The sequence below is a fragment of the Nisaea sp. genome (assembly GCF_039990255.1).
Lineage (GTDB): Bacteria > Pseudomonadota > Alphaproteobacteria > Thalassobaculales > Thalassobaculaceae > Nisaea.
Window position 1 is genome coordinate 336,815 of record NZ_JBDXGG010000004.1, and the last position, 25,491, is coordinate 362,305.

The 25,491-nt window shown below is 59.5% G+C and carries 22 protein-coding genes; 4 read left to right on the top strand and 18 right to left on the bottom strand.

What is annotated here, in order from left to right:
* Positions 1-6: 6 nt before the first annotated feature.
* Genes ABJ076_RS02315 through ABJ076_RS02325 form a run of 3 tightly spaced genes read right to left on the bottom strand, consistent with a single transcriptional unit; the run spans position 7 to position 3,470 of the window.
* The gene (locus tag ABJ076_RS02315) at positions 7-2,016 is read right to left on the bottom strand and encodes a Gldg family protein (protein ID WP_348186738.1); all 2,010 of its coding nucleotides are present in this window, start codon (positions 2,014-2,016) and stop codon (positions 7-9) included.
* Position 2,017: 1 nt separating this feature from the next.
* The gene (locus ABJ076_RS02320) at positions 2,018-2,752 is read right to left on the bottom strand and encodes an ABC transporter permease subunit (RefSeq protein WP_348186736.1); all 735 of its coding nucleotides are present in this window, start codon (positions 2,750-2,752) and stop codon (positions 2,018-2,020) included.
* A complete protein-coding gene (locus tag ABJ076_RS02325) occupies positions 2,745-3,470 on the bottom strand; it encodes an ABC transporter ATP-binding protein (protein ID WP_348186734.1) in 726 nt (241 codons plus the stop codon). The genes ABJ076_RS02320 and ABJ076_RS02325 overlap by 8 nt, the downstream gene beginning before the upstream one ends.
* A gap of 158 nt (positions 3,471-3,628) precedes the next feature.
* Between ABJ076_RS02325 and ABJ076_RS02330 the strand changes: the two genes are divergently transcribed.
* Positions 3,629-5,344 carry an adenylate/guanylate cyclase domain-containing protein gene (locus tag ABJ076_RS02330; RefSeq protein ID WP_348186732.1) on the top strand — a complete coding sequence of 572 codons (1,716 nt, stop codon included), beginning with the start codon at positions 3,629-3,631 and terminating at the stop codon, positions 5,342-5,344.
* Here the strand turns inward: ABJ076_RS02330 and ABJ076_RS02335 are convergent.
* Positions 5,337-7,169 carry a methyl-accepting chemotaxis protein gene (locus ABJ076_RS02335; RefSeq protein ID WP_348186730.1) on the bottom strand — a complete coding sequence of 611 codons (1,833 nt, stop codon included), beginning with the start codon at positions 7,167-7,169 and terminating at the stop codon, positions 5,337-5,339. The genes ABJ076_RS02330 and ABJ076_RS02335 overlap by 8 nt on opposite strands.
* Positions 7,170-7,237: 68 nt before the next feature.
* Complete coding sequence (locus ABJ076_RS02340) at positions 7,238-8,068, bottom strand: helix-turn-helix transcriptional regulator (protein ID WP_348198468.1); 831 nt, start codon at positions 8,066-8,068, stop codon at positions 7,238-7,240.
* A 58-nt stretch (positions 8,069-8,126) separates the two neighbouring features.
* Between ABJ076_RS02340 and ABJ076_RS02345 the strand changes: the two genes are divergently transcribed.
* Positions 8,127-9,302 carry an MFS transporter gene (locus tag ABJ076_RS02345; protein WP_348198466.1) on the top strand — a complete coding sequence of 392 codons (1,176 nt, stop codon included), beginning with the start codon at positions 8,127-8,129 and terminating at the stop codon, positions 9,300-9,302.
* Positions 9,303-9,329: 27 nt separating this feature from the next.
* Here ABJ076_RS02345 and ABJ076_RS02350 read toward each other — a convergent pair whose 3' ends face one another.
* A complete protein-coding gene (locus ABJ076_RS02350; RefSeq protein WP_348186724.1) occupies positions 9,330-11,342 on the bottom strand; it encodes a HAMP domain-containing methyl-accepting chemotaxis protein in 2,013 nt (670 codons plus the stop codon).
* A gap of 229 nt (positions 11,343-11,571) precedes the next feature.
* On the opposite strand from ABJ076_RS02350, the gene ABJ076_RS02355 reads away from it, so the two are divergent.
* Positions 11,572-12,378: an N-acyl homoserine lactonase family protein gene (locus ABJ076_RS02355; protein WP_348186722.1), complete on the top strand. Its 807-nt coding sequence runs from the start codon at positions 11,572-11,574 to the stop codon at positions 12,376-12,378.
* A 5-nt stretch (positions 12,379-12,383) separates the two neighbouring features.
* Here the strand turns inward: ABJ076_RS02355 and ABJ076_RS02360 are convergent, their stop codons facing one another.
* The 8 genes from ABJ076_RS02360 to ABJ076_RS02395 form a co-directional block, all read right to left on the bottom strand.
* Complete coding sequence (locus tag ABJ076_RS02360) at positions 12,384-12,827, bottom strand: MarR family transcriptional regulator (RefSeq protein WP_348186720.1); 444 nt, start codon at positions 12,825-12,827, stop codon at positions 12,384-12,386.
* On the bottom strand, positions 12,820-13,923 hold the full coding sequence (locus tag ABJ076_RS02365; RefSeq protein ID WP_348186718.1) for a hypothetical protein: 1,104 nt from the start codon (positions 13,921-13,923) through the stop codon (positions 12,820-12,822). The genes ABJ076_RS02360 and ABJ076_RS02365 overlap by 8 nt, the downstream gene beginning before the upstream one ends.
* An 87-nt stretch (positions 13,924-14,010) precedes the next feature.
* The gene (locus ABJ076_RS02370; RefSeq protein WP_348186716.1) at positions 14,011-14,412 is read right to left on the bottom strand and encodes a carboxymuconolactone decarboxylase family protein; all 402 of its coding nucleotides are present in this window, start codon (positions 14,410-14,412) and stop codon (positions 14,011-14,013) included.
* Positions 14,413-14,475: 63 nt separating this feature from the next.
* The gene (phbB, locus tag ABJ076_RS02375; RefSeq protein WP_348186714.1) at positions 14,476-15,198 is read right to left on the bottom strand and encodes an acetoacetyl-CoA reductase; all 723 of its coding nucleotides are present in this window, start codon (positions 15,196-15,198) and stop codon (positions 14,476-14,478) included.
* A 92-nt stretch (positions 15,199-15,290) separates the two neighbouring features.
* Positions 15,291-16,466 carry an acetyl-CoA C-acetyltransferase gene (locus tag ABJ076_RS02380; RefSeq protein ID WP_348186712.1) on the bottom strand — a complete coding sequence of 392 codons (1,176 nt, stop codon included), beginning with the start codon at positions 16,464-16,466 and terminating at the stop codon, positions 15,291-15,293.
* Positions 16,467-16,605: 139 nt separating this feature from the next.
* Positions 16,606-17,721 (bottom strand): alpha-hydroxy acid oxidase, encoded by a 1,116-nt coding sequence (locus tag ABJ076_RS02385; RefSeq protein ID WP_348186710.1) that lies wholly within the window; start codon positions 17,719-17,721, stop codon positions 16,606-16,608.
* Positions 17,718-18,836, bottom strand: coding sequence for an alpha/beta fold hydrolase (locus ABJ076_RS02390; protein ID WP_348186708.1), 1,119 nt, complete (start codon positions 18,834-18,836; stop codon positions 17,718-17,720). The genes ABJ076_RS02385 and ABJ076_RS02390 overlap by 4 nt, the downstream gene beginning before the upstream one ends.
* A complete protein-coding gene (locus ABJ076_RS02395; RefSeq protein ID WP_348186706.1) occupies positions 18,793-19,308 on the bottom strand; it encodes a hypothetical protein in 516 nt (171 codons plus the stop codon). The genes ABJ076_RS02390 and ABJ076_RS02395 overlap by 44 nt, the downstream gene beginning before the upstream one ends.
* Before the next feature lie 247 nt (positions 19,309-19,555).
* Between ABJ076_RS02395 and phaR the strand changes: the two genes are divergently transcribed.
* Positions 19,556-20,260, top strand: coding sequence for a polyhydroxyalkanoate synthesis repressor PhaR (phaR, locus tag ABJ076_RS02400; RefSeq protein WP_348186704.1), 705 nt, complete (start codon positions 19,556-19,558; stop codon positions 20,258-20,260).
* Between the two features lie 23 nt (positions 20,261-20,283).
* Here phaR and ABJ076_RS02405 read toward each other — a convergent pair whose 3' ends face one another.
* The 4 genes from ABJ076_RS02405 to ABJ076_RS02420 form a co-directional block, all read right to left on the bottom strand.
* Complete coding sequence (locus ABJ076_RS02405) at positions 20,284-21,264, bottom strand: DUF2333 family protein (RefSeq protein ID WP_348186702.1); 981 nt, start codon at positions 21,262-21,264, stop codon at positions 20,284-20,286.
* A 98-nt stretch (positions 21,265-21,362) separates the two neighbouring features.
* The gene (locus tag ABJ076_RS02410) at positions 21,363-22,124 is read right to left on the bottom strand and encodes a TVP38/TMEM64 family protein (protein ID WP_348186700.1); all 762 of its coding nucleotides are present in this window, start codon (positions 22,122-22,124) and stop codon (positions 21,363-21,365) included.
* Positions 22,125-22,250: 126 nt separating this feature from the next.
* A complete protein-coding gene (locus ABJ076_RS02415; protein ID WP_348186698.1) occupies positions 22,251-24,200 on the bottom strand; it encodes a PAS domain-containing sensor histidine kinase in 1,950 nt (649 codons plus the stop codon).
* Positions 24,201-24,610: 410 nt separating this feature from the next.
* Positions 24,611-25,486 (bottom strand): isocitrate lyase/PEP mutase family protein, encoded by an 876-nt coding sequence (locus ABJ076_RS02420; RefSeq protein ID WP_348186696.1) that lies wholly within the window; start codon positions 25,484-25,486, stop codon positions 24,611-24,613.
* Positions 25,487-25,491: the final 5 nt, after the last annotated feature.

Consider the following 25,491-nt stretch of genomic DNA (forward strand, 5'->3'; position numbering starts at 1 on the left):
TTCTCCCTAGCCGGCGGCCACGGACGCATGACGGCGTCGGCGGCGCAGGCTGCGCCAGAAGGCAAGGATGAGCGCCAGGACGGTAATAAGGATCGGCACAAGGGCGATATTGTAGAACCAGAGTGCGCTCTCCAGCCGGTCGACATCCTCGCGGACAGAACGCTGCACGGCGCGAAGCTCGCTGCGTATCCGAAGGATTTCCTGTCTGTATCCCTCGATTTCAGCCTGTTCCTGCTCCGTCACAATGGCGGCCGATCCCTCCGGCATACTGCGGCGCAGCTCGTCGAACCGCTGTTCCGTTTCCGCGAGGGTCTTCTGAAGCTGCTCTTCCCGGGCCGCGTACTGCTTTTCAGCCTCACGCTCGATCTGCTCCAGCACCTCGAACGGACGGGAGGTGGAGCCACGGCCACGCAAGCCTAAAAGAGTACTGCTGCCGGACAATGCATCGAGGCTGTTCAACACGAAGTCGCCATTGCCCGATACCGGCACCGGGACCCGGCGCCCGAAGAACTGCTGCACACGGACCCAGAACCGGTCCGCCAAGACATCGCTGTCGGCAATGACAATGACATCAAGCGGCGCAGTGGATACCGTCAGGACCTGCGGAAACTTCGCCTTGTAGGCGGCGTCCTCTTTCGCATCCGGCGCCTCATCGCCTTCCTTCAGCGCCTTCTCCGGCGGGCCGTCTGGAAACGCGGTGGTCATCTTGTCTGCGGTCAGCCGTGCGGCAAGAACCAGCGGCCTCGGGCCCGGCTCGTAGCTCCGCAACAGAGCTTCCGGCGAGCGCATGCCCTTGACCTGCTTCACGTCCAACTCCGCCGAGCCGAGCGAGGTCGTCAGCAGCGGCGTCATCGTCACCGCCGCGCCGTCCGCCAGCGCGATATGACCGGCACTTGCAACGGCGACTGTGCTGACATTCGTGGTGATTGGCGAGGATTGGTCGATATTGCCGCCCCTGAGTTCCAGCCAGGCAACGTAATCCACGGGCCGACGTCCCTCACCCGGCTGCACCTTGCGCGCGGTCAGACGATCGGCCGCGACCTTGGTCGGGTCGTAGACCACGCCCCAGTGATCGAACAGCATCTCAAGGTTGCTGCTGTCGGGCGTGGTCTGGCCGAAGAATTGCGCCTGTCCGCTTTCCGCTTCGGCAAAAGGATCGACGAGGATCAGCGCCTTGCCACCGCCGAGCAGAAACTGGTCCACTGCAAACTGGGCGCGCGGCCCGAGCGCGGCCGTATGGGCCAGCATCAGCACGGTAACGTCGTCTGGCACCTTGTCGAAATCAGCGTTCAGATAGCGGGTCTCGTAGGTGGCGCCGATCTGATCCGCGAGGATGTAAGGCGCGACGGGCGTCTGTTGCCCCATGGCGTTCATCCGCACCGTGCCTTGCATCGGCAGACTGGTGACAATCCCGACCGCGGTTCGTTTCGGCTTCGCAAGGGCAAAGATCAGGCGCGAGATATCATATTCGAGGAAGGTTTCCCGCTCCGGCTGCAGGAATGGAATGACTTCGAGATCGTCGGTCAGATTGGTTCCGGCGATACCGAAGAACACCTGCTCTCCACCTTCCTGCAGCGGTATCTGCTGCAGCCCATCCGACACGGCGCGGTCCTCAAGCTCCGTAAAGGGCTCTGGATCGTAAATCTCGATGCGCACCATGCCGTCCGACCGGGCGGCGTATTCGCCAAGCAGATCCCGGACCCGGCCCGCATAGATGCCATAGAATGGAACCTCCCGGCCCAGCGCCTCCGAATAATAGAACTTCAGAGTGACCGGCTCCTCCATGCTCTCAAGCAGCGCCTCGGTCCCGTCAGAGAGGGAGAAGAGGCCTTCTTCAGTCAGATCGAGCCTGGTTGACGTAAACAGCGTCGTGGACAGCACGTTCAGCGCCAGAAAAAGCGTGAGCAGCAGGAACAGGGCTGCAACAGCCAGGCGGCCTTGCGTGAAGAAGCGACTGATGGCCCCGGCTTGGGTAGACGAGCCGGTCTGGGTAGAAGAGGTCGAGGGAGTGCTCATCCTATTCCGCCTTCTTCCAGTCGATGACATACGCATTCGCGGTCAACGCGATAACAATCGCGGAGCCGAAGAAGATCAGATCGCGCAGATCGATCACGCCGCGCTGAATGGCCTGAAAATGCGTCATGAAGCCAAAGCTGGCGATGGTCTGGACCAGCTCGCCCGGTGCCCAGTTCTCGAAATAGTTCAGCAGGATAGGCGAGCCCGCCACTGTGAAGAGGAAGCAGACAGCCGCCGCCACGACAAAAGCGATGACCTGATTCTTGGTCATCGCCGAGATCAGCGAGCCGATGGCCATATAGGCGCCCGCCATCAGGTAGCTGCCGAGATAGGAGGCGACAATGACGCCATTATCCGGGCTGCCGAGGTAATTGACGCTGATCCAGAGCGGGAAGGTCAGGGCCAGCGCGACGCCGGTAAAAGCCCAGGCCGCCAGAAACTTGCCGATCACGGCCTCGAACATGGTGATGGGCAGTGTCAGCAGCAGCTCGATGGTGCCGAGCCTGCGATCCTCGGCCCAGAGCCGCATCGAGAGGGCCGGTACCAGAAACAGGTAAAGCCACGGATGGAATCCGAAGAAAGGCTGCAGATCCGCCTGGTCGCGGGCGAGAAACCCGCCGACGAAAAACGTCATTGTTCCGGCCATGACCAGGAAAATGACGATGAAGATGTACGCCAGCGGCGTGGCGAAATAGGCGGCGAACTCGCGTCGGAAGATCAGCCCGATGTTACGCATGACCGGTGACCTCACGGAAATAATCATCAAGGCTTGCAGCGCCGGAGCGCGCCTTCAGGTCGGCGGGTATACCGTCCGCCAGCACGCGGCCCCGGGCGATGATCATGGCCCGGGTACAGACCGCGTCGACCTCTTCCAGAATGTGTGTAGAGACGACGATGCATTTCTCCGCCGCCATGCTCTGGATCAGACCGCGCACCTCGTGCTTCTGGTTCGGGTCGAGGCCATCGGTCGGCTCGTCCAGGATCAGAACTTCGGGATCGTGAACCAGCGCCTGCGCCAGACCGACCCGGCGCTTGAAGCCCTTGGACAGGGTCTCGATCGGCTGCATCACCACATCGGACAGACGGGTTTGCGCGATCACCCGCTCGACAGCGTCCGCCACATCTTTTTCGGCGATCCCGCGAATGCGCGCGACGAAGCGAAGAAAAGAGAGCGGGGTCATGTCCGGATAAGCCGGTGCGCCCTCGGGCAGATAGCCGATCGCCGCCTTCACCGCCTGCGGCTCCTGCCGCACGTCATGCCCGGCGACAAGGACAGTTCCGTCTGTCGGCGCGAGGAAACCCGAGATCATTTTCATGGTGGTGGATTTGCCGGCCCCGTTAGGACCGAGGAAGCCGAGCACTTCGCCGCGCCCGACCTCGAACTCCAGGCCGTCAACGGCTGTGATCGCGCCGAAACGCTTTGTCAGCTTCTGAATAGATAGTAGCGCACTCATGATCTTGCGAACCCGGCCCCTATCGGCATCTGCTTTGTGCCTTCCTGCTCGTGTACCCGATCCCACAGAAAATTCAAAGGATTGGGTTTTTGCCAGGATCCATTATCTAATATCCTCGTGGCCAAATTGAACAGACGCGGATAGCCGGAGCGAAATGCTTGCCTGACGATTTAGCGAAACCGCGTGGCTGGAACAGCCCGCTTTGGAGGCGGCTGCACACTCTCTCCGGTTTGGTGCTGTTTTTCTATGTTGCATCGCATCTGCTGAACCATACCGTCGGCATCGTCTCGGTCGACGCACTGCAGGTCAGCGGCAGATGGTTTTCAATTTTCTGGCATCAGGAAATCACGACCGCCGCGCTCTATGGCGCCCTGACTGTTCACCTGCTTCTCGCGCTGCTCGCCGTTTATCGTCGGGAATCACTGAGGGAGATGAGCTGGGGCGAGATTGTTCAACTGGCGCTGGGCCTCGCCATTCCGGTTTTTATGATTAGCCACGTCATGGGCACACGGATGCTGGAAGAGGTGTTCGGCACCAAGTCTTCCTATCTCTATGTTCAGCTGACGATCTGGAAATTCGCACCGCATTACATCGTGACTCAGACCCTCCTGCTGCTCGCGTCCTGGGTTCACGGCTGCATCGGGTTGCATCTCTGGCTCCGGTTCAAGCCGGGATATCGACGCCTGCTGCCCCTCTGGTTGATCCTGGCGGTCATGGTTCCAACACTTTCCATGGCTGGGTTCGTGTCCTCCGGCATTGAGGTCCTCCGCCTTGCCGAAGATCCTGCATGGCTCGGCGGCGCTGTGAAATCCTTCGAATTGCCATCTGGCGCCGCACAGAGAGAGTTTCTGCGCTGGGTGCAAAATACCGAATTCAGCTACTATGCGCTGGTCGCCGTCGCATTTGCCGCGCGTTCGATCCGGCTGCATCGGCTCAAAAAATCCACACCGGATATCACCCTGACCTACCATAACGGCCAGAAAGTGGGCCTGCGCGCCGGTGCAACCATCCTGGAAACAAGCCGGCTCGCCGGCATTCCCCATGCCGCCGTTTGCGGTGGCCGCGGCCGTTGCTCCACCTGCCGGGTACGAATCGGTGCCGGACTGGAAGCCCTGCCGGAGCCGTCCGAGCTTGAAGCCAAGGTCCTGAAACGGGTCGGCGCCCCTGACAATGTGCGCCTCGCCTGCCAGACCGTGCCAACTGTTGACACGGAAATCACGCCACTATTGCCTCCCAATCAGACAAGCGTCGAGGATACCGGCGCGCGGCCTGACTACCTTGCCGGACAAGAGCGCGACATCGTTGTGCTGTTCGCCGATATCAGGGGCTTCACGCAACTCTCCGAACAGCGTCTGCCTTACGACACGGTATTCATCCTTAACCGCTATTTCTCTGAAATGGGCCACGCTATCGAGAGTGCCGGTGGGCGAATCGACAAGTTCATCGGCGACGGGATCATGGCTCTTTTCGGAATCGACCGGGGGATCGAGGCTGGCGCTCGTAACGCGATCATCGCCGCCCGGCTGATGGGCGAGAACCTGAAACGACTGAACGAGTCACTGGCTGCGGACCTGAACGAGCCGTTGCGCATCGGCATCGGTATCCATGGCGGGCCGGCTATTGTCGGAGAGCTCGGCTATCGGGAAACGCGAGGCCTGACGGCGGTCGGCGACACGGTGAACACGGCCAGCCGCCTGGAGGCACTGACCAAGGAACACGGCGTGCAACTCATTCTCTCGGAATCCGTGATTTCGGCTGCCGATGCGTCGTTCGAGAACGGCGAGCGGGCGGAGATCACCGCCCGCGGCCGGGAGCAGAGCATCAGCGTCCGTCTAGTCGAAGACGCTACTACTCTGCCGTCTGCTCTCAGCTAGAGCGGCGATCCACCTGGACCGGAACCGTCTTCTCCCGCCGTTCGACTTCCGGAGTCGCCGTGCGGACAACCCGGATTACGGTATTCTTGAGCTGTTCAACTTCATCGCCGAGTTGCTTCGTCGCGGTGGAGACGTCGGCTGACAATGAACCCACGCCCTGAGCATCTCGGGAAACGACGGTGATCCGCTCCGTGACTTCACGCGCGCCGGCGGCCGCTTCAGTCACATTGCTGGCAATCTCGCGAGTCGCCTGATCCTGGCTTTCAACCGCAGCCGTGATTTCCTCGCTCTTCTCGTTGATGCTGGCAATCGTTTCGATAATGCTGGTGATTGCCTTCACCGCTTCTGAGGTCACTTCCTGCATCCGGTTGACCTCGCCGGAGATCGAAGCGGTCGAATTCTGCGTCTGGGTCGCCAGATTTTTAACTTCAGATGCGACCACCGCGAAGCCCTTGCCAGCCTCTCCGGCCCGGGCAGCCTCGATCGTCGCATTCAACGCCAGCAAGTTAGTCTGCTCGGCAATATCGTTGATGAGACCAACGACCTCACCAACCTTCCCGGCGGCTTCGGACAGGCTCTCCACAACACTGCGGGATTGTTCTGCCTGGGTTGCTGCCGACTGCGCAATGTCACCGCTTTGGGCAACATGGCTCGAAATCTCGGCGATAGATGCCGCCAATTCCTCGGCCGCGGACGCGACGGCTTCAGCATTGACGAGAGATTCTTCCGACGCGGCACTCACGGCCGTGGCGTTCTCACCCAGATTATGGGCCGACCCGGCCATCTGCTCAGCAATGCCATCCAGATGCTTGGACTCGCTCTGGACACGGGCCCAGACCGTATTCGTTTCCATCTCGACAGTGTTCGCCATCTCATTAAGGGACTGTTTGCGACCAGCGGCCGAAGATTGCTCGAGTGCTTCCTGGGCAGCGCGCGCGCTGATGACTTCCGCAATAGAGTCACGCAATTTCGCGACCGCATCCATCAGGTGGCCCATTTCCGCCCGATACCCTTCCGGAACGCTGACGTTCGTATTTCCGCCAATGACAGAGCCAATAAGTTCGACCACCTTTTTCATCGGATTCAGGATGGAGTTCGCGATCAGGATGCTGATGAGAGCGCTGATTATGACCGCTGCCAACGTGGCGTATATCAGCATCGTCTCAGTCGTATGCTCGTGCTCTTCAGCCAGTTTCGCCGTTTGTTCAGTGAAATCGAGCACCCGCTCTGAGGTCGCCTCCAGATCCTTGATGAATACTTCTTCTTCTTTCGCGATCGCTTCGATCTGAGCGTGGATTCCGTCCGTACCACCAGCCCGGAATCTATCCATCAGTTCAACAACATGCTCTTCATAGACTTTGTGAGCCTTGAGGATATCGACGATGTGCGCGTCAACATAGTCGTAATGGTCGAGCGCTGCCTGGTTGAGAGCCCGTTCGACGGCAATATCGTGCATGCCATGGACAGCTTCGCCCTTTTCCTCCACCAGCTTGGAATAATAGAAAAACTTTTCGATCTCTTCGTCGAAATGCTTGCGAGCACTTTCGCGCACATCATCAGATAAGTCGGAAAAATTCATCTCCTCCCCATACCTCACGGCGCGTTCAAAATGTACAGACTGTTCGAGCTGGTGGACCGTGACTTTCGTCAGCAGTGAAGCGATCGGCACATCCAGTTCCGCGATCTCTTCGATCTCGGCCCCGATAGCCCGAAGCTGAATCCCGGTAAAAACCGAGACACCAACAAGAAAGGCGACATTAACGGCAAGCAGCGCAAACATTCGCGCGCGGATTGAAAAAGCGTTCAGCATTTCAAAAAGCCCCATCGATACTCTATAATGAAGAGTTAGCTTCTCGCGAATCCATTAAAAATTCGTTTAGAGTGTGATCTTGATCAGAGACGGTGATCAGACGCAGCCCTGTAAATCCGCGGGGAAATACCGAAAAACTTGTTAAATGCCGCAGAAAATGCACTCGGGCTGCGATAACCGGCATCGAATGCTATTGCTGTGATGGACCGGCCCGCGGAGAGCATTTCGAGCGCGGCGAAGAGCCGGCAGCGCCGCCGCCATTCCGAAAAAGAGACCCCCGTCTCGGCAACAAAATGGCGAGTCAAGGTGCGGCCGCTAGCACCGACCTCATGGCCCCAGGCAGCAAGGTCCCGACCATCAGACGGATCTTCAATCATCGCCAACGCAACGCGCGCCGCGCGCCTGTCCGACGGAATTGCAAGATGCAGGTCGGCCGAGACAAGCTCCTTTAGCTCATCGGCGATGACAGCGGCCACCCGGTTCTGACGGTCCCCGTCCTGTCCGGCGGAAAGCTCTTTCAGATGGACGATCAATTGTTTGAGCAAGGGGGGTACAGTGACGACACCGCACCGGGACGGGACCGGGATTTCCGGCTCGTCTCGATACGGAGCTCGAATGTAGAGCGAGACGAAATCCGCATCGCTGATGGCCCGGACCCGATGCTGAACCCTGGCCGGAACCCACACTGCCATCCCTGGCGGCACCGACCATTGCCCCCCCTCGGCCCAGACCTGGAGCAGACCGCGCTCGGCATGAACGAACTGGGCCCGGTCATGCTGATGTTCGCCAGTATCGTGTCCCTGCGCGAAGAAGGTGCCGAACGCCATGATCTGCGGCGCGCTGTCGGAGAGAGCCGCTACAGCATCCCGAATGGGTGAAATTTGTCCGTTGAGCGATATTTCTTGGCTTTTCATCGTGAGACAGACGCTACAGCGCATGTCATCCTGTGGCCAGAACTTAGGGAGCCCCACCATGAATCCGCGCCGTCTACTGCTGCTCAACCTGGGCCATGCGCTCGATCATCTCTTCATGCTGCTGTTTCCGGCTGTGGCTGCCCTTGCCGCCGCCGATATCGCGGACAGCTACGGCTCGGTCCTGATGCTTGCCACAGGCAGTTTCATCGCCTTTGGCGTCTGCTCGCTACCCGCTGGCTGGCTTGGTGACCGTTGGGGCCGGGAGCGGATGATGCTGATTTTCTTCACGGGGATCGGTGGCGCCAGCATCCTGACCGGATTTGCCACTTCCTACTGGCATCTGGCCACCAGTCTCACACTGATCGGCGTGTTCGCTGCGATCTATCATCCTGTCGGCATCGCTATGGTCGCCAAAGGCGGCGGCAATCTGGGACGCCGGCTCGGCGTCAATGGGGTCTGGGGCAATATGGGGGTCGCGGCATCCGCGCTGGCCATCGGTGCCTTTGTCGATTTCGCCGGCTGGCGGGCAGCCTTTTTCTTGCTCGGCGCGCTCTCCATTCTGGCCGGGTTTTTCTGGACACGGCTGCAGCCCGACGCTCCCACGGAGACCGTGCAGTCACGCGGTGCCGATCATGGAGCTCCGGCGATAGGCTGGCAGCGGGTCCTGCTGGTCATCGGCATCTCGGCCGCAATCGGCGGATTCATCTTCAATTCAATGACCGTTGCGCTACCGAAAGTACTGGATGACCGGCTGGCCTCCCTCTCCTATTCCGCAACCGAGGTTGGCGCTATCGCAAGCGCGGTTTACGCGCTCGCCGCCTTTTCCCAGATCGTCGTCGGCCGGGCAATCGACAGACATGCGATCAAACCGATCTTCCTGGCCGTCACCGCCGGTCAGGCCGTCGCACTGTTCGTTGCAATCAATCTCGATGGCTGGGCCATGGTCGCCGCATCCGTCGCCGTCATGGTGCTGGTCTTCGGGCAGATCCCGATCAACGACACGCTGGTTGCGCGCTACACCCCGGACCGCTGGCGCGGCCGGGTCTATGCGGTGAAATATGTGCTGACCTTCACGGTATCGGCTGCCGTGGTGCCTGGCCTCTCCTGGCTCTATGACACGGGTGGGGGATTCCCGGCCATGTTCCTCGGAGCGGCTATCGCGGCAGCAATCATCACGGCGGCTGTGATGCTGCTGCCCCGCCCGTCATCCGCCGCCGTTGCGGCGGCGGAATAGGCGGTTAGATCGGGCGCATCACGCCGGTCAGACCTGGCGCATCTCGGCCAGGAACCGCTGCACCACCTTGCTCAGGTCTCCGGATTTTGCGGAGACCTGCTCAGAAGCACTCAACACCTCGCCTGAGATCGTCATCGTCTCTTGTGTCGCATCGCTGACCCCGCCGATATTCTCGTTGGCGGAGCCTGTACTGGAAGCGGCATCGCTCACATTGCGGGCTATTTCCTGTGTTGCGGCGCTCTGTTCCTCGACCGCTGTCGCCACGCCAGCAGAGATCTTGTTGATCTCCTCGATCCTCTCGGCGATGTGCTGGATGGACGATACGGTATGCTGGGTGTCGTCCTGGATGGTCTGGATCTGGGTCGAGATCTCTTCCGTCGCCTGTGCTGTCTGTGTGGCCAGGTTCTTTACCTCAGATGCCACCACGGCAAACCCCTTGCCGGCCTCACCCGCGCGGGCTGCCTCGATAGTCGCGTTCAGGGCAAGAAGGTTGGTCTGCTCCGCGATGTCGGTAATGAGTTTGACCACCTCACCGATCTTGGCGGAATTATCCGCCAGCCGGTGAACCAGCACGCGGCTTTGTTCTGCATCTTCGACCGCCTGATCGGCCACCTGTGTCGAGCGTGAGACCTGCTGGGAAATTTCCGTGATCGATGCAGACAGTTCTTCAGCGGCGCTGGCCACGGTCTGCACATTCTCCGTCGCCTGGTTCGAGGCAGACGACGCCATGCCGGCCATGCTGCTGGATCGATCCGCCGTCTGGGTCAGGCTGTTGGCAGAGCCACGCAGATTTTCCGCCGCTTCTGAGACGGACGTAAGGGTCTCCGCCGCCGTGCTGTCGAAACTCTTCGTCAGCTCCTCGATCCTGAGGGTGCGCTGATCTCGCCTTTCCTGATCCTTCCTGGATACTTCCTGCAGTTCCTCGGCCTTCAGCATACTCTCGCGGAAAACCATTACCGCCTTGGCCATTTCACCCATTTCGTCGCCGCGCTCGGTCATCGGCACCTCGGTGCTCGACTCACCGTCAGCCAGTCGTGCCATCACCCCCGTCAGCACCTTGACGGGCCGCGAAATACCGCGCGCGATGAGAAAGGCCGCCGCCAGCCCGATCACGACGCAGATCGCCGTCGCGATGGCCGAAAGAATCTCTGTATTCTTGATACTCTCCTTGGCTTCCGTCCCGATCGCGATCTGCTCGCCCCGGATCGCCTCGTAAGCAACAGCAGCGTCGTCAATAATCCTAGCAGCCGCAGGTTCAAGATCTTCAGCGAGGATCACGTTGAGCGAAACGACATGGTCGCGCACTCTAAGTAACCCCTGCTGATAGGAAGCGACCTTGTTCTTGAGCGACTCAGTCAGCTCATCGTCCTGACCAAACTGAAGATTTGCGATCAGCTCATCGAAGCTTGCGTCCAACGGCGCCTTTTCTGCCTCGACCAGGGCAAAAGTCTCTGCCTTTTGATCAAGCAAGTAGCGGTTAAGCTCCGCGCGCTGGATCAGCAGACTACGCAGCACCTGTCCGGCCTTGAAAGCGAGCTCCGCATCATAGGCCTCGTTTGCATCCGCCATCACAGCCGTCAGCTTGTTCTCCAGGTCAGAGCCATCCTTGTTGATTTCAGCGCTGGTAACGTCACGTCGTTCCCTGCTCGCGACAACCGCATCGAACGCCGTTTCATAACCGTTAAGCATCGCCTGAATTTCGGCATACTTGCTACGTGCAGCGTCAGCTTTCGCACGGTTCTCCGCACCCTCGAGGTTCTGACGTACAATATCAATTCCGTCGTGCGCCAGTTTGGCAGACTCCGCGCTGCCATCCATCAGAAACTGCTGTACGTCAGCTGAAGCCTTAAGCAGATCAGCCCTCGCAGCGGTCACCTGCGCAGCCTGATACGTCAATTGCTGATAACGGGTCAAAGCGGCGCCCGCCTCCAACAAACCGAAAAACGACGTGGCACTGTTGATCAAGAGCAAGATCAAAATCCCGCCAATTCCGATCAACAGTTTGAGCCCGAATTTCATGTTGTTAAACTTAGAGAACATTTGCCGCCTCCCCTCATTTGTTTCGTAGGCCAGCGCCAGCCATCTTGCGTGACTGTATCGCCAGACTTTTTACTAAAGCTCAGATTAATTTTTAAGAAAATTGTCTAATGAGCTGATTTATAACTACAAAATGATTAATTTCATATTTTTTCCTAGCTGGCAATGCTGTGCCATACTGGTTCTGTGAAATAATTCGGCTCAGAAACGATTTCGGCGAGGGAGGAACCATATGAGCAGTGAACAGACTTACGAAGTGTATGCCGTCCGCTATGCCCACAATGCCAAGCGCAAGCGCAACGAGAACTTTGTATTTCCAGATGCCCATGACGTTCCGATGCCGCTCGATTACTTCATCTGGGTTATCCGGAACGAGGAACGCACCTTTGTTGTCGACACCGGTTTCGGCGAAGTTGCCTCTCTGAAACGCGGCTCACCGCTCCTGCGATCGCCGACCGAAGGGCTGGCACTGCTCGGGGTCGACGCTGCCGAGGTTGAGGATGTCATCATCACGCATATGCATTACGACCATGCGGGCGGGATCGGCGAGTTTCCGAAGGCTACGTTCCATCTGCAGGATTCCGAAATGGCCTATGCGACCGGCCGCTGCATGTGTTTCGAGGCGGTGAAAAAGCCATTCGAGGTTGAGGACGTGGTCGCCATGGTGCGCAAGGTCTATGGCGGGCAGGCAAAGTTCCACGACGGCGATGCGGAGCTCGCGCCCGGTGTCAGTATTCACAAGATCGGCGGGCATTCGGCGGGCCTGATGTGCGTCCGGGTCAGAACCGAGCGCGGCTGGGTCGTGCTTGCGTCCGATTGCGCGCATTTCTACGAGAACATCCGCGAGCGCAAACCGTTCGTGATCTGCTACGACCTCGGCGCAATGATGAACGGGTTCAACACGCTTGAGCTTCTGGCGGACAGCCCGGATCACATCGTACCGGGGCACGATCCGCTGGTGATGGACTACTATCCGGCCCCCTCTCCTGATCTGGAGGGCGCGGTGGTACGGCTCGATGTGATGCCAAAATCAGGCTAGGTAAATTACCGCCGTGAATCCAGAAACGCCCTGATTTCTGAGAGTTTTGGGACAAGGTCGGAAATCATTTCTGGGTCGAACTGATTTCCGATCATCTGCATGTCCGGGTCCAGTGCCTTGATTGCGTCATCCCGAAACGCGCGCCCGGCATCGGTCAGGCAGACCAATTTGCTGCGCCCGTCCTCGGGGTTGGGGCGCATCTCGATCAGCCCCCGCTTCTCGAGGCCGGCCAATGTGTTCGTCATAGAGTTCTTCGGGACCTGGAATGCGCGGGCAATGGCCAGCGGGGTCCGGCCGTCTCCCAGCCGGACCAGATGGTTTAGGACCCCGAAATGAGCGCTGCTGAGTCCCTCCGGAAGACACGATTCCATTACCGCCCTGCTCAATTGGGCGATGATCCCGATCTCATTGAAAAAGCGGAAATAGAGTGCGCGAGTGTCCTTATCCATGCCTGATCCGGGTCTCCAGGGGCCAGCGGGGCGATCTCGGAACGGCAGGACCATATCCAAGGCGCCCCAGCATCTGAACCGTTCCTCCGTCAGGGGCAAGCAAGGCGTGGGCGCGCCGATAATGTTCCGCCATTTCCGGGAACTCTTGCAAGGCCTGGCTGACGGGGTGCAACGCAAGACCGAGCCGGGTTGCCTCCAGATTCAACCTGACCCAACGGCGGCCCGCATCGAGCTGAGCCGAACGGTCATTGCCCTTTGTCGTCACAACAGCATAGGCCGGCGTTGCCGATAGCATCTCCTGATACATCCGGACCCCCTCCTGAAATCCGGCCGAGTCCGGGTCCAGCTGGCCGTCGCGGGTCAGCATGCCGAACAGCATCAGCGTCTCGAGAAATGGCCCGCCGAGATCGATTCCGTCAGGACTCCGATTGATTTCCGTCTTGCCGAACCGCATCAGCTCGACGCTCTCCTTCAGGGTCCGCTCCGTCGACATCTCGACCAACCAAGACTCAAGAGTCAGCGCGCGGATCTCGGAAACACGATCCGGGTCTGTCACGATTGCCGCAAGCGCGGCGAGTGCGGGCGCGGCCTCGGCGGGGATCTGACGGTCCTCGAACGGCTCCTTGCAGGACTGGCGCTGCAGGATGTGATGGAAGAGCGGGTCCTTCTGCGCACCCTCCTGGAAATGTGCGATCGCGACCGGGCCGTTCTCGCCCTCCGGGAAGGGTGTGATTTCCGCGGCGATACCGGCTTCCGCGGCCGCGACCCGCATCACTTCGAGAAAACAACCGAGGCCGATTGTGAGTTGCCGGTGATGAGGGTCGGTCTCGGGAAGGTCACGATCCGGGTCCCGGTACAGGTGGACCTGATCGGGCTGGCTCAGATCGACCAGCCAAGGCTGCCGATTGTGCGGATTGGGCGCCAGGATCGCGTAAGAGAGGGCGCGCCGTCGCGGGTCTTCATAGTGTCCGGCCGCCTCCCAGGGTGCGAGCGCGTTCTTCGGCTCACGGGTCAGATAGAACGCTCCCGCACCTCCGGCTGCAAGAATGAAACCGCCGCCAACCACGCCAAGCATCTTTCTGCGGGACAAAGACATGATAATCTCCATAAAGTTCGATCTCGAACTATATTGTTCGAGATCGAACTTTGTCAACGTCGCATGCGCTTTGACTAGAGGAAGGGCTCAGACGTCTTTCAGAAATGCATCGACTTCGACCTGATAGCCCTCGATCAATTTGTTCGTCTGATTGAACATGCCGATCACGGCCATCAGCTCACCATACATTTCCTCAGTCATGCCATGACCCCGGGCCTGCTTTGTGTGGGAACGGATGCAATATTCGCAGCCATTCGTCGCCGAGACAGCGACAGCGATCATTTCCTTCGTCCGGGCATCGAGAGCACCGGGCGCCATCACTTCCTTCAGTCCGTACCAGACCCGGGCCAGGGTCGGCGGATGGGACGCCAATGTGCGCCACACATTCGGTATGAAATCGATGTTCCGGGACGACATGATGTCGTCATAGACTGCGCGGACCTCGTCCGATGCGTCTTCGTAAGAAACCGGCGTGACCGTGGCGCTCATGGCCGTCTCCCCTCTCTCGGCTGGCGGAAGGTGGATACGGGCCGGATACCGGCCCGCACCCGATCAATACATGTGCTGGCCGCCATTGATCGACATGGTCGATCCGGTAACGAAGCCAGCATCGTCGGCGCAGAGGAAGACCACGCCGCGGGCAATCTCCTCGGCGTGGCCGAGGCGGCCAACCGGAACCCGTGCCACAATCTTTTCAAGCACGTTGGCCGGGACGGCAGCGACCATATCGGTATCGATATAACCGGGCGCGATGGCGTTCACAGTGATGTTGGACCGGGCGCCTTCCTGGGCCAGCGCCTTGGTGAAACCGTGGATGCCGGACTTGGCGGCGGCATAGTTGACCTGACCGTACTGACCGGCCTGACCGTTGATCGAGCCGATATTGACGATCCGGCCGAACTTGCGCTCCCGCATACCCTCAATCACGTTGCGGCACATGTTGAAGCAACCGCCGAGATTGGTGTCGATCACGTCCTGCCACATTTTGTGATCCATCTTGTGGATCGTTCCGTCCCTGGTAATGCCAGCATTGTTGACCACGATATCGACCGGCCCGAGTTCGGCCTCGACCTGTTTCACGCCTGCGGCGCAGGCATCGAAATCGGAAACATCCCATTTGAAAGAAGGGATGCCAGTGCGCTCGGTAAATGCCTTTGCCCGTTCATCATTGCCCGCATAATTCGCGGCAACCGTGCAACCCGCCTCTTTCAGTCCGAGGCTGATTGCTTCACCGATTCCGCGGGTCCCACCCGTTACAATTGCGACGCGTCCCATTGTTCCCTCCAGTTTTTTGATTTAGCCGATTCAGGCTGAGAGAAGTTCGGAACCGGCCCCTCCGGTTCCGACCCAGGTATTATTGGGCGTATTCAGTCCCGCTCAACGCAGAGGGCGACACCCATGCCGCCGCCGATGCAGAGGGTCGCAAGCCCCTTCTTCGCATCGCGCTTCTGCATCTCGTGCAGCAGCGTGATCAGGACACGGCAGCCAGATGCACCGATCGGATGCCCAAGCGCGATGGCGCCGCCATTTACGTTCACGATCTCCGGGTCCCAGCCGAGATCCTTGTTCACGGCGCAAGCCTGCGCTGCGAAGGCTTCGTTCGCCTCGACCAGGTCGAGATCGCTTGCGGCCCAACCGGCCTTCTCAAGCGCAGCCCGGCTTGCCGGGATCGGCCCGGAGCCCATGATCGCGGGATCGACGCCACGGGTGGCAAAGGAGACGATTCGGGCCAGCGGTGTGATTCCCCGCTTACCCGCCTCGTCGCCGGTCATCAGGATGGCGATGGCCGCACCGTCATTGATGCCGGACGCATTACCGGCCGTGACGCTGCCCTCTTTCGTGAAGGCCGGACGCAGCTTGGCCAACGCGTCGATCGTGGTGCCGTGACGCGGATGCTCATCCATGTCGACCACGGTATCGCCCTTCCGACCGGAAATCGTTACGGGAACGATCTCATCCTTGAACTTTCCGGCTTTCTGCGCCGCTTCAGCCTTGTTCTGGGAAGCCGCCGCGAAAGCGTCCTGCTGATCCCGGGAAATTTGCCACTTTGCTGCAACATTCTCGGCGGTGTTGCCCATGTGGTAACCGTTGAAATGATCCCAGAGCCCGTCCTTGATCATAGTGTCGATGAGCTGCACATCGCCCATCTTGTAGCCGTTGCGCAGAGTCTGGGCATGCGGTGCGTTACTCATGCTTTCCTGACCGCCGCAGACCACGATCTTGCTGTCGCCGGCACGGATCGCCTGATCGCCGAGAGCGACAGCGCGCAGACCGGAGCCGCAAACCTGGTTGATCGTAATCGCCGAGCTTTCCTGCGGAATACCCGCGCCAATAGCCGCCTGACGGGCCGGGTTCATACCCGCCGCTGCGGTCAGCACCTGACCCAGAATAGCCTCGTCGACCTCAGCCGCATCGACCTTCGCGCGACTCAGCGCCTCCTTGATGGCGATCACACCCAGATCCGCGCCTGACAGCGAACTCAGACCACCGCCAAAAGCACCGATCGGGGTTCGCGCCGCCCCGGCAATTACCACATCGGTCATAGTCTCTCTCTCCCTCGGCGCCGCTCCTGACGCCCTTGGTCTATCCGGAGGTCATCGCATGGCGACTTCCCTGCGGAACACCGTCACACAATAGACCAGTACGCGCAAATTGCGACCGGCGCCTTGCGCTAAATCAAAACTATGACGGGTAAGTGCCGATCAAAGGAAACGCACTGAAAACGTCAGCCTCTGCAACAGGAAGCGCCGGGTGAACATGGCTTGCCCGCACATCGGAAAGACTGTTCTCGCCGAGCAGGGCCACAGCGGTCCGCACCTCGTCCCGCAAAAGGGTCAGCATGCGCACGACCCCGGCATCACCGGCCGCCGCCAACCCGCAACAGAACAGGCGCCCCATGCCAACCGCATTGGCCCCGAGCGCGATGGCCTTCACCAAATCCGTGCCGCGCTGGATCGAGCCATCGACAACGATCTCCGCTCGCCCGGCGACCGCATCCACGACCTCCGGCAACACATCGAGCGAGCCACGTCCGTGATCGAGCTGGCGTCCGCCATGATTGGAGACATAGACCACCTCCACGCCCCGCTCGACCGCCATGACCGCATCCTCGGCCGTGGCGATGCCCTTCAGAATCAGCGGAATGTCGTAACGCTCCTTGAAGCGTTCCACGTCTTTCCAGTTCAGCGCCGCCTGCCAGTCCGCGCCGGCACCGGCACGCCACGGCTTCACGAAACGGGCAGCGATATCCCGCTCACGCCGGCTGTAATAGGCGCTGTCGACTGTAAGCGAGACCGCAAAGCTCTTGGCATCCTTCGCCCGCTGCACCTGCTCATCGAGCCAGCCATCGTCGCCACGCTTGTAAAGGGCGGAGATCAATAACCCGTCGGCCTCGGCAGCGACATCCTCAATCGGAATAGAGCCGACATTGCTCAGCATCAGGGCATTACCGAATTCCGCTGCCGCTCGCATTGCGGTTTTCCCGCCTCCCGGCTCAAAGCTCTCCAGCGAGCCGACTGGCGCCAGAAGGACCGGCAAGGTCAGATCCTTGCCAAGCAGACGCCCGCTGACCGAAACCTCGCGCATATCGTTCAACACCCGGGGCCGGAAGGCGACGCTGTCCAGTGCCTGACGATTCCGTTTCATCGTCGTTTCGGTTTCGGTCGCGCCGCGAAGATAATTCCAGATATTCTCGCTCAGCGCCCGTTCCGCTGCCTCGACAATCTCGTGCAGACACAAGAACCGTTCCGAGGGGTCTGTATTGTCCGCCTCATTCATGCCGGACACCGCTCTATTCATCTTATTGTTTCCTCCATCCAAGCCCCGAGCGGCTCCCAGACCGCTTTCTTGGCATTCGAACTCGCCATCATGCCGACATGGCCGAGCGGCGCACCCAGAGTTTTGGCATGCGGCAAAGCCGCCGCCAGAGCTTCGGCGGAAGGCGGCGGAACAATCCTGTCCCGCGACGGAATGACGATTGAGGTCGGCAGGCTGATATCGGCGGGGTCAATCGCACGTCCGGCTATCTTCCAGCGCAGCCGCGCGGGTGTATTCGCGCCGTACCAGTCAAGAAACGCCTCGGCCGCGACCGGTCCCATCAACGGCACCCCATCATTCAGCCAGTCCTCAAGCGCGACGAAATCGATCGCTTCCGCACCATCGGCATCCAGCGACCTGAAACGCAGAAACTTCTTTATGACCAGCATCGGATCCAGCATGTGGAACAATGCCTGCAGCAAATCGGTCCCGACCTCATGCCCCCTGTCAGAGGTCGCCGTCAGAAATGGCCTCATAAGCGGCAAGAGCGCGGCGACGGGCGGCGCGCCAGCGGTGAAATCCCAAGGCGTCGCCAGCAACCCAAGCGCCCTTATGTCGGCCTGACGCCGGGTTGCCAATGCGAGCGCAAGCAATCCGCCCATACAATAGCCAAGCACAATCGGCGGCTTTCCCGTAATGGCCCGAACAGCATCGAGAGCCTGATCCAGCCGGCCCGCGACATAGTCGGTCAGGGTGAACCGCGCCTCACTCGGTCCGGGGGCATCCCAGTCCACCACGAAAGGGCGGAAGCCGCGACTTTCCAGATAGCGGAGAAACGACCGGTCTGATCTGAGATCGAGGATGTAATAGCGATTGATCAGCGACGGAATGACGAGCAGCGGTTGGCCGTCAAGATTGCTCTTTCCATAGTCCAGAAGCGCCGTGCTTCCCGCCCGCCAGGCCACTGGCGCCGGTTCCGTTTCGCGAACGTAAGGATGGCGTCGATAGATCAGGACCGCGTCGAGAAGATCCTGACTGCGTTCCAGGATCGCCTGGTCGACGGCGGAAACAAAAGCGTCCCAGGTCGCCTTTTCCGGCTGCGACTCATCGCCTTCAGGAACGCCGTTTCCGGCTATCTCCGCGGCGTTGTCTTTCATTTGACGTTCCAGGTCCCGCTGCAGAGTCTCGAGGCCGGGATTCAAGGGAGGCAAGCCGCTCCTCAAGCTCTCTGACGCGAGCCGCGAGCCGCTCCAGTTCAGCATCGCGGTCGTCAGATACAGCGGCAACGGGCGCGGCCCCAGTCTCGGCGGGCGGTCCGGATGTTTTGGCTTCGCGTCCGTCGTCGACACCGCGTTTCTCTCCTAAATCGCCCGGCCCGGCGTCTGCCGGCCAGTCCGCACCATGCGCTCGGCCGGCGCCACCTGCCCGATAATCCGGGGCAAACCCGTCCTGCTCCTTTGCGGCAACACCATCCGGCTCCGCCGGTGCTTGAGCAAACGGCATGAAAAGGGCCATCCACTGCTCCGCAAAGGTCCGCATTTCCGGGTCACGGGCCATCCGGGTTGCCTGATCTTGCCAAAGATCAAGAAAGCTGTTGGCCAGCGCATCATAGTCGACCTGCTTCGACATTGTTCCTTGAGCACCAATTTTCCGCCGGTTTTAAGGGCATCTTTGCCACCCGCCAAATCCTGAACGGGACAGGCGATTTCCGCAATCGCTGTGAGAAAATTTCAATGACCGGAAAGATCATCGCAATATTTCGCATTGCAACGAAGGATTTTCCGAATACGCTTTTCACTGTGCGATGCAATATCGTCGAATATCGTGAATCCGAAATCGGACACGGTCACAAGGGTGGAAGCAAGGGGAAACCGGCATGGCAACTCAACGCAAGAAGACGACCCAGAACAACCCGGCTGCAGGCGCAGAGGGTTCTGCCGAAGCGACCGCCGGGGTCATTACGATCAAGAAGTACGCGAACCGGCGCCTCTACAACACCGCGACCAGCAGTTATGTGACGCTCGATCACCTGTGTCAGATGGTCAAGGACGGTCAGGACTTTGTGGTTTACGACGCCAAGACGGGCGAAGACATCACCCGACCAGTGCTGACGCAGATTATTGTCGAGGAAGAAAGCAAAGGCCAAAACATGTTGCCTATCAGTTTCTTGCGACAACTCATCGGTTTCTACGGCGACAATTTGCAGATGGTGGTCCCGCGCTATCTCGAATTCGCGATGTCGGCGTTCACCAAGGATCAGGATCGCACACGCGATTACATGCAAGAGGCTCTCGGCGGCATGTTCCCGTTTTCGAATTTCGAGGAAATGGGCAAGCAGAACATGGCCATGCTCGAGAAGACCATGGGCATGTTCAACCCCTACCGACCGCAGGATAGCGAAGGCAATGGGGCACCCGAGAGCAAACCCGCCAGCCCGGCGGCTGATCCCGCAAAGGGTGCGGTAGACGCGCTTCAGTCACTGCAGGAGCAGATTGTGCAGTTGCAGCAGCAATTGAGCGCCTTGGGCACGGCTAATGTAACCACGCAATCGTCGAAGAAGGACGACAAAGACGACGCTTGAGCCGCTGCAGGCCCGAAAGTGCGCTACTTCTGCAAGATGTTGGTGATTTCACGCAGTTGCGTTCTGGCGCGTAACAGATAGAAGCCCTGCACCGAGAGATGGCTTGGGAATATCAGACCATCTGGCGCCCCGTTCATGATCACCAGCGGGTCGAGCGCTGCTGCCGCACGCATGGATGCAAGCATCTGGTTCCAGGCCGCTCCGAGGTCGCGATCCTGAATCACCCGGTCGAAATCGACGCCCAGCTCCCGCAGCAACATGTAATAGCCGTATAACCGGCCTTTAACGTTGTAAAAGATATCGTCCACCTTGGTGTCCATGCCCCAGCCACCGGCATGTGTCAGATGCTGGTCGATAATCGCGGAGGAGGAGCCGAGATCGGCGGTCATCCGCTCCAGCGTCGCCTGCAGATTGTCCGAACGCTTCTCGAATGTGGCGTCACCGGCGGCAAGGCGCTGATTATAGGCAATCAGTGCACGACGTGCGGCGGCATATTGCTTTTCCGCAGGAGTGGTCGGAGCCCAGGAAGTCTCGAAATCAAATAGCCAGATGGTACCTGGAAACTTCAGCTTCCCTGCAGCATCTTCCAGATCCTTGTCGACTTCGCTGGAAGCACGTGTCCGTCCAAGCTGATCTGACATTTCGATAGCGAAACGGCTGATCGCATAGATGATGCCCTGCTGGAAGTTCGGCATGTTGTCGAGCATGTAGCCGGGCAGGAAAAACGGGTTGTTCGCGACCCAACTGTTCTGCTCGGTCTCGCGATAAATCAGGTCCGCCGCCATTTGCACGGCGCGGCTGGCGCCCGGCGGAGTTTCGCTCAACGCCTGATCGACATCGTCGGAAATCCGATGCGTCAGAGCCATCCCGATAAGGTAGTAAGCCACGACGGCAACGATCAGAAGCCCAAGACTGTATCCGCTAAGACGCGCTATCCAGGGCGCGGTAGGGCGCCGTTTTGCCGGAGTATCATCGTCCCAGTTCAGATCGTGCTTTTGCGCCATCACTCTTTTCCGTCGGTCACAAGTCCACCTAACATGGGAATGTTACGGAGAGAGCGCAATCGAATTGAGGAAGCGAAGCGGAGCCGCGCTGAGCTGATTTAGCGGCGGCCCAGGAAACGCTTGGCGACAACGGGCACCAACGCCAGCAGTCCAAGCCCGACCATGGCCAGGATGATTTCCAGGGTCATGATATCGCCGAGGCCGATCTCGCCTTGCTGATCGAATATACTGCCGAGGCCGGCGCCCACGGTCGCGAAAACAAACCCGCCCGGAATGATGCCGATCACAGTTGCCAGCACATAGGTTCGCGTGGACACGCCAAGGAAAGCAGGCACCAAGTTTACGATAAAGAACGGGAAAGCCGGCACCAACCGCAGAAACAGAAGATAGTTGAACGCATCCCGGCGAAAACCTTCACGCATCATGTCGATCGCCTTGCCGGCCCGGGCCCGCAGAGTATCGCCAAATGCTGTCCGCGCGGCCCAGAAGATCGCCGTCGCACCCATCGTCGCCCCGATCACCGCATAAGCCGTGCCGCCAAATGCCCCGAAGAGAAAGCCGCCGCTCAGTGTCAACACAGCCGCCCCCGGCACGGAAAGCCCGGTGACAATGGCATAGAGGGCGATGAAAGCCAGCGCCGCCAGCACATAATGGTCGGTTACAAAACCAGTCAGAAGTTCCCGGTTATCCCGCAGCAGCTCGATACTGACATACCGGTCGAGGCCAAGGCCGAAGAACAGAGCCATGGCGAGCAAGAGGCCAAGAACCGGCACCAGACGGGACACCCAGCCCCGCTTACCGCCATCGGCCCGCTCCTCGTCGCAATTCTCCACCCCGTTCACTCCAGCTTCTTCAACCACCTGGACCCTCGCACATCTGCCTGTCGTTCAGGCTGGAGGTAATCCATGCAGGGCAAATCCGCACATGAAAGGATTTCACACCAGCGTGACCGGCGCGCGACGCGATAGGCGCCAGCCTCTTCGAATCTAACGCAACCGGCTCTCCGGGAACCGCAATGTCACAAGCGTTCCCTTGCCGATTTCACTGCTGATGCTCAGATTTCCCTCATGCAGATCCATAAGTCGGGAAACGATGGACAGACCGAGGCCCGATCCCTCCTGCGCCACCAGACGGCCTCTGCCAACCTGACCGAACGGTGTCAGCGCGATCTCGATATCTTCCGGAGCCATACCGATTCCGGTATCTCCGACACGGAACTCCAGATAGCCGTCGACGATTTCTCCGCCCTCAACCCAGACCTTTCCACCCTCGTCGGAAAACTTCACCGCATTGGACAACAGATTGAGCAGGATCTGGCGGAACATCCGCTGGTCGGCTTCGATGGCAAGCTGCTTTTCATCGATGGAGACCGTTATTTCAATCTGCTTCCGGGCAGCGCGTTCGTTCATGAAACGGACGCAGCGGCCGACCGCCGGGATAGCGTCAAATAGATCTTTGGAGACAATGAACTCGTTTGCCTCGATCTTGGCCATATCGAGAATATCGTTGATCAACTCCAGAAGATGCACCGCGCTGCTGTTGATATCGCCTGCATATTCCTTGTACCGGTCGTTCGAGAGCGCCCCGAACATTTCCGATGCGATCGTTTGAGAAAAACCGAGGATTGCATTCAGCGGCGTACGAAGTTCGTGGCTCATGTTGGCGAGGAACTCGGACTTGGTCCGATTGGCGAGTTCGGCCTGCTCCTTGGCCGCGCGCAGCTCGTCTTCGTGTTTCTTGCGCGCGGTGACCTCTGTTACCGAGCCGGCCATGCGCGCGACCCGGCCAGCCGCATCGCAGACCACGCGGAAATGATTGGAGACCCAGACGGGTTCCCCGTCACGATCCTCGATCCGATACTCCAGCGAGAAACTGTCCGCACCCTCGCGCAGCTTCCGTATCAAGGCGCGGCGCGCTGCCTTCCGCTGTTCCTTATGGATGTGTGCACTAGAGGCACGGCCCGTCATGGTACGGGGCTCCTCCCCCCATCCTACCGTCCGGCACATCTGCGCCGACGCAAAGAACTCGTTACCGGCGAGGTTCCAGTCCCACAGCCCGTCACGTGCTCCTTCAACCGCAAGCTCGTATCGCTCCTGCGCCGTGCGGAGCTGATCCTCCATTTCCTTGCGGTCGGTGATGTCCTCTACTGTCTGCAGCACCCACCCCCAACTCTCCTCGAAGCCGGGCATGATGCTGGTGCTGGTCCGCAGATAGACAAGACGTCCGTCGAGGGTCTTATCCCAACCTTCGACCACGGCCTTCGTTTCGCCGGAGAAGAAACGCGTAAGCAATTCGACAAAAATATTCGAAAGCCCGGTTTCCTGATTGTAGGAAGAAAGATCCGGCGCCTGATTGAAATGGTCGATCAGAGTTCGCTTGTCTGGCGCATTGTAGGTTTTTACCGCCGCCTCGTTGAGATCGACGATCCTTGCACCATCGGCAAGATCCAGCAAAATTTCGGGGTTCGCTCTCACATAGGCTGGAATATCGGTATGGCCGTCCCGTTTCAGACGTTCCAGTACCCGGCGCGCGCCGGTCCAGTCTTCGTCCGTGCTGCCAACCGGGTAATCGTCGAATCTCGAGCGTTCCAGTTCCAGATTACGGAGAATCGCTTCTTCCCGACGGGCAGCCGAAGCATTGTCAGCCGTGACCACAGCGACCCCGGCGATCGCTCCCTCCGCATCGCGGATCGGATAAGCATCAATACGCAGAAAGCGCTGACTTTCTGCTACTCGCGCCCGGAGATTGCGGCTACGGGTTTCCCCGCTGGCGAGAACCGATTTCAGCAGGGAAAGGTAACCGGGATCGACCTCTTCGAGACCGCGAACGTCGAAATCCCGTAGCGCCGCCTCGAAACCCGGTGTGCGATGCAGAATTCCAAGATCGAGTCCGCGATATTCCGACGGAACAGCCGAGGCAAAGCCGCCACTCGTCATTGTCGTGACTATTTCCCCCACATCGTCAATTGAGCGGTTCTTTGTGCTCGCTACCAAATCAAACTGCCAGTCACAGATCTCAGATTACGTCATCGACGATTGCAGAGTGACGTATTCCCTACTCAAAGGGAAACCGCAGAATGCCTGCTTTATTCAATCCTACCTGAGGCTGTTACGCAGATTGCTCCGCATGGCAGCAAAAAGCTCGGACGCGAAAAAAGTTAAATATTTGTAAAGACACTTCATTTTCTAAAAAACTTTCCCCGAAAGCAATTCCGACACGGCTTACTCGCCTGAACTCTCTTGCAGGCACCGTGATCAAGGCCTTCGCGTATAGATAATCGTCAAGAATTCCCGGTCGATTCCAAATCGGGTCCGAATCGCCGATATGCTTCGGCTATTCGCTCCATTCAGTCGCCCGAATTCCTGCCAAGCGTGCGCTCCGAGATGTCCTCATAACTGTCCGCACGGGTCAGACGCCGCATCAGATCCGGTGATGCGAGCGAGCCAAGTTCGGACGGATGACAGCCATCGCGCAGGGCCCGCAGCGTTGCCTCCACAGCCGCGATAGCCGCGGCTATCGGCTGATGCCCCTGAAGGGCAATGCGAACGCGGCGCGCTGAGAGATAATCCCAATCGTCCAGCTCCGGCGGCACCCCGCCGATGATCAGCGGGCGGCTCACCGCCTCGGAGACCGCATCGAGATCTGCCCGTGTCTTGATGCCAATCAGAAAGATCACATCGACGCCAGCCTCTTCGTATGCCTTCGCCCGTGCAATGGCATCCGCTACCCCATTGATGCTTGCCGCACTGGTCCGCCCGGCAATGACCAAATCCGGGTCCTGCCGCCCGGCAAGCGCCGCACGCATCTTGCCCACACCTTCTTCAAGGCTGAGCAATCGGGCCGTGCCGCCGCTACTGAATGGCTCGGGCAGATCCGTATCCTCAATCGAAAGCCCCGCCGCACCCGCCGTCTCCAGCTCCTCCACCGTGCGGCGAACGTTCAGCGCATTGCCGAAGCCGTGATCCGCATCGATCATCAGCGGCAAGCCACCCGCACGATTGATCCGCAGCACCAACCCGGCAAGCTCGGACAAGGTAAGCACCATCACATCCGGTGCACCGAGGACTGCGAGCGACGCAACCGAACCGCCAAGCATTCCCGCCTCGAAGTCAAGATCCTCGGCGATTCGGGCAGATAGTGCGTCATGCACGGAGGCTGGACGAATGCACCGCTCGCCCTCGATGATGTCGCGAAACCGTCGGCGGCGGTCTTTCCAGTCCATGTCCA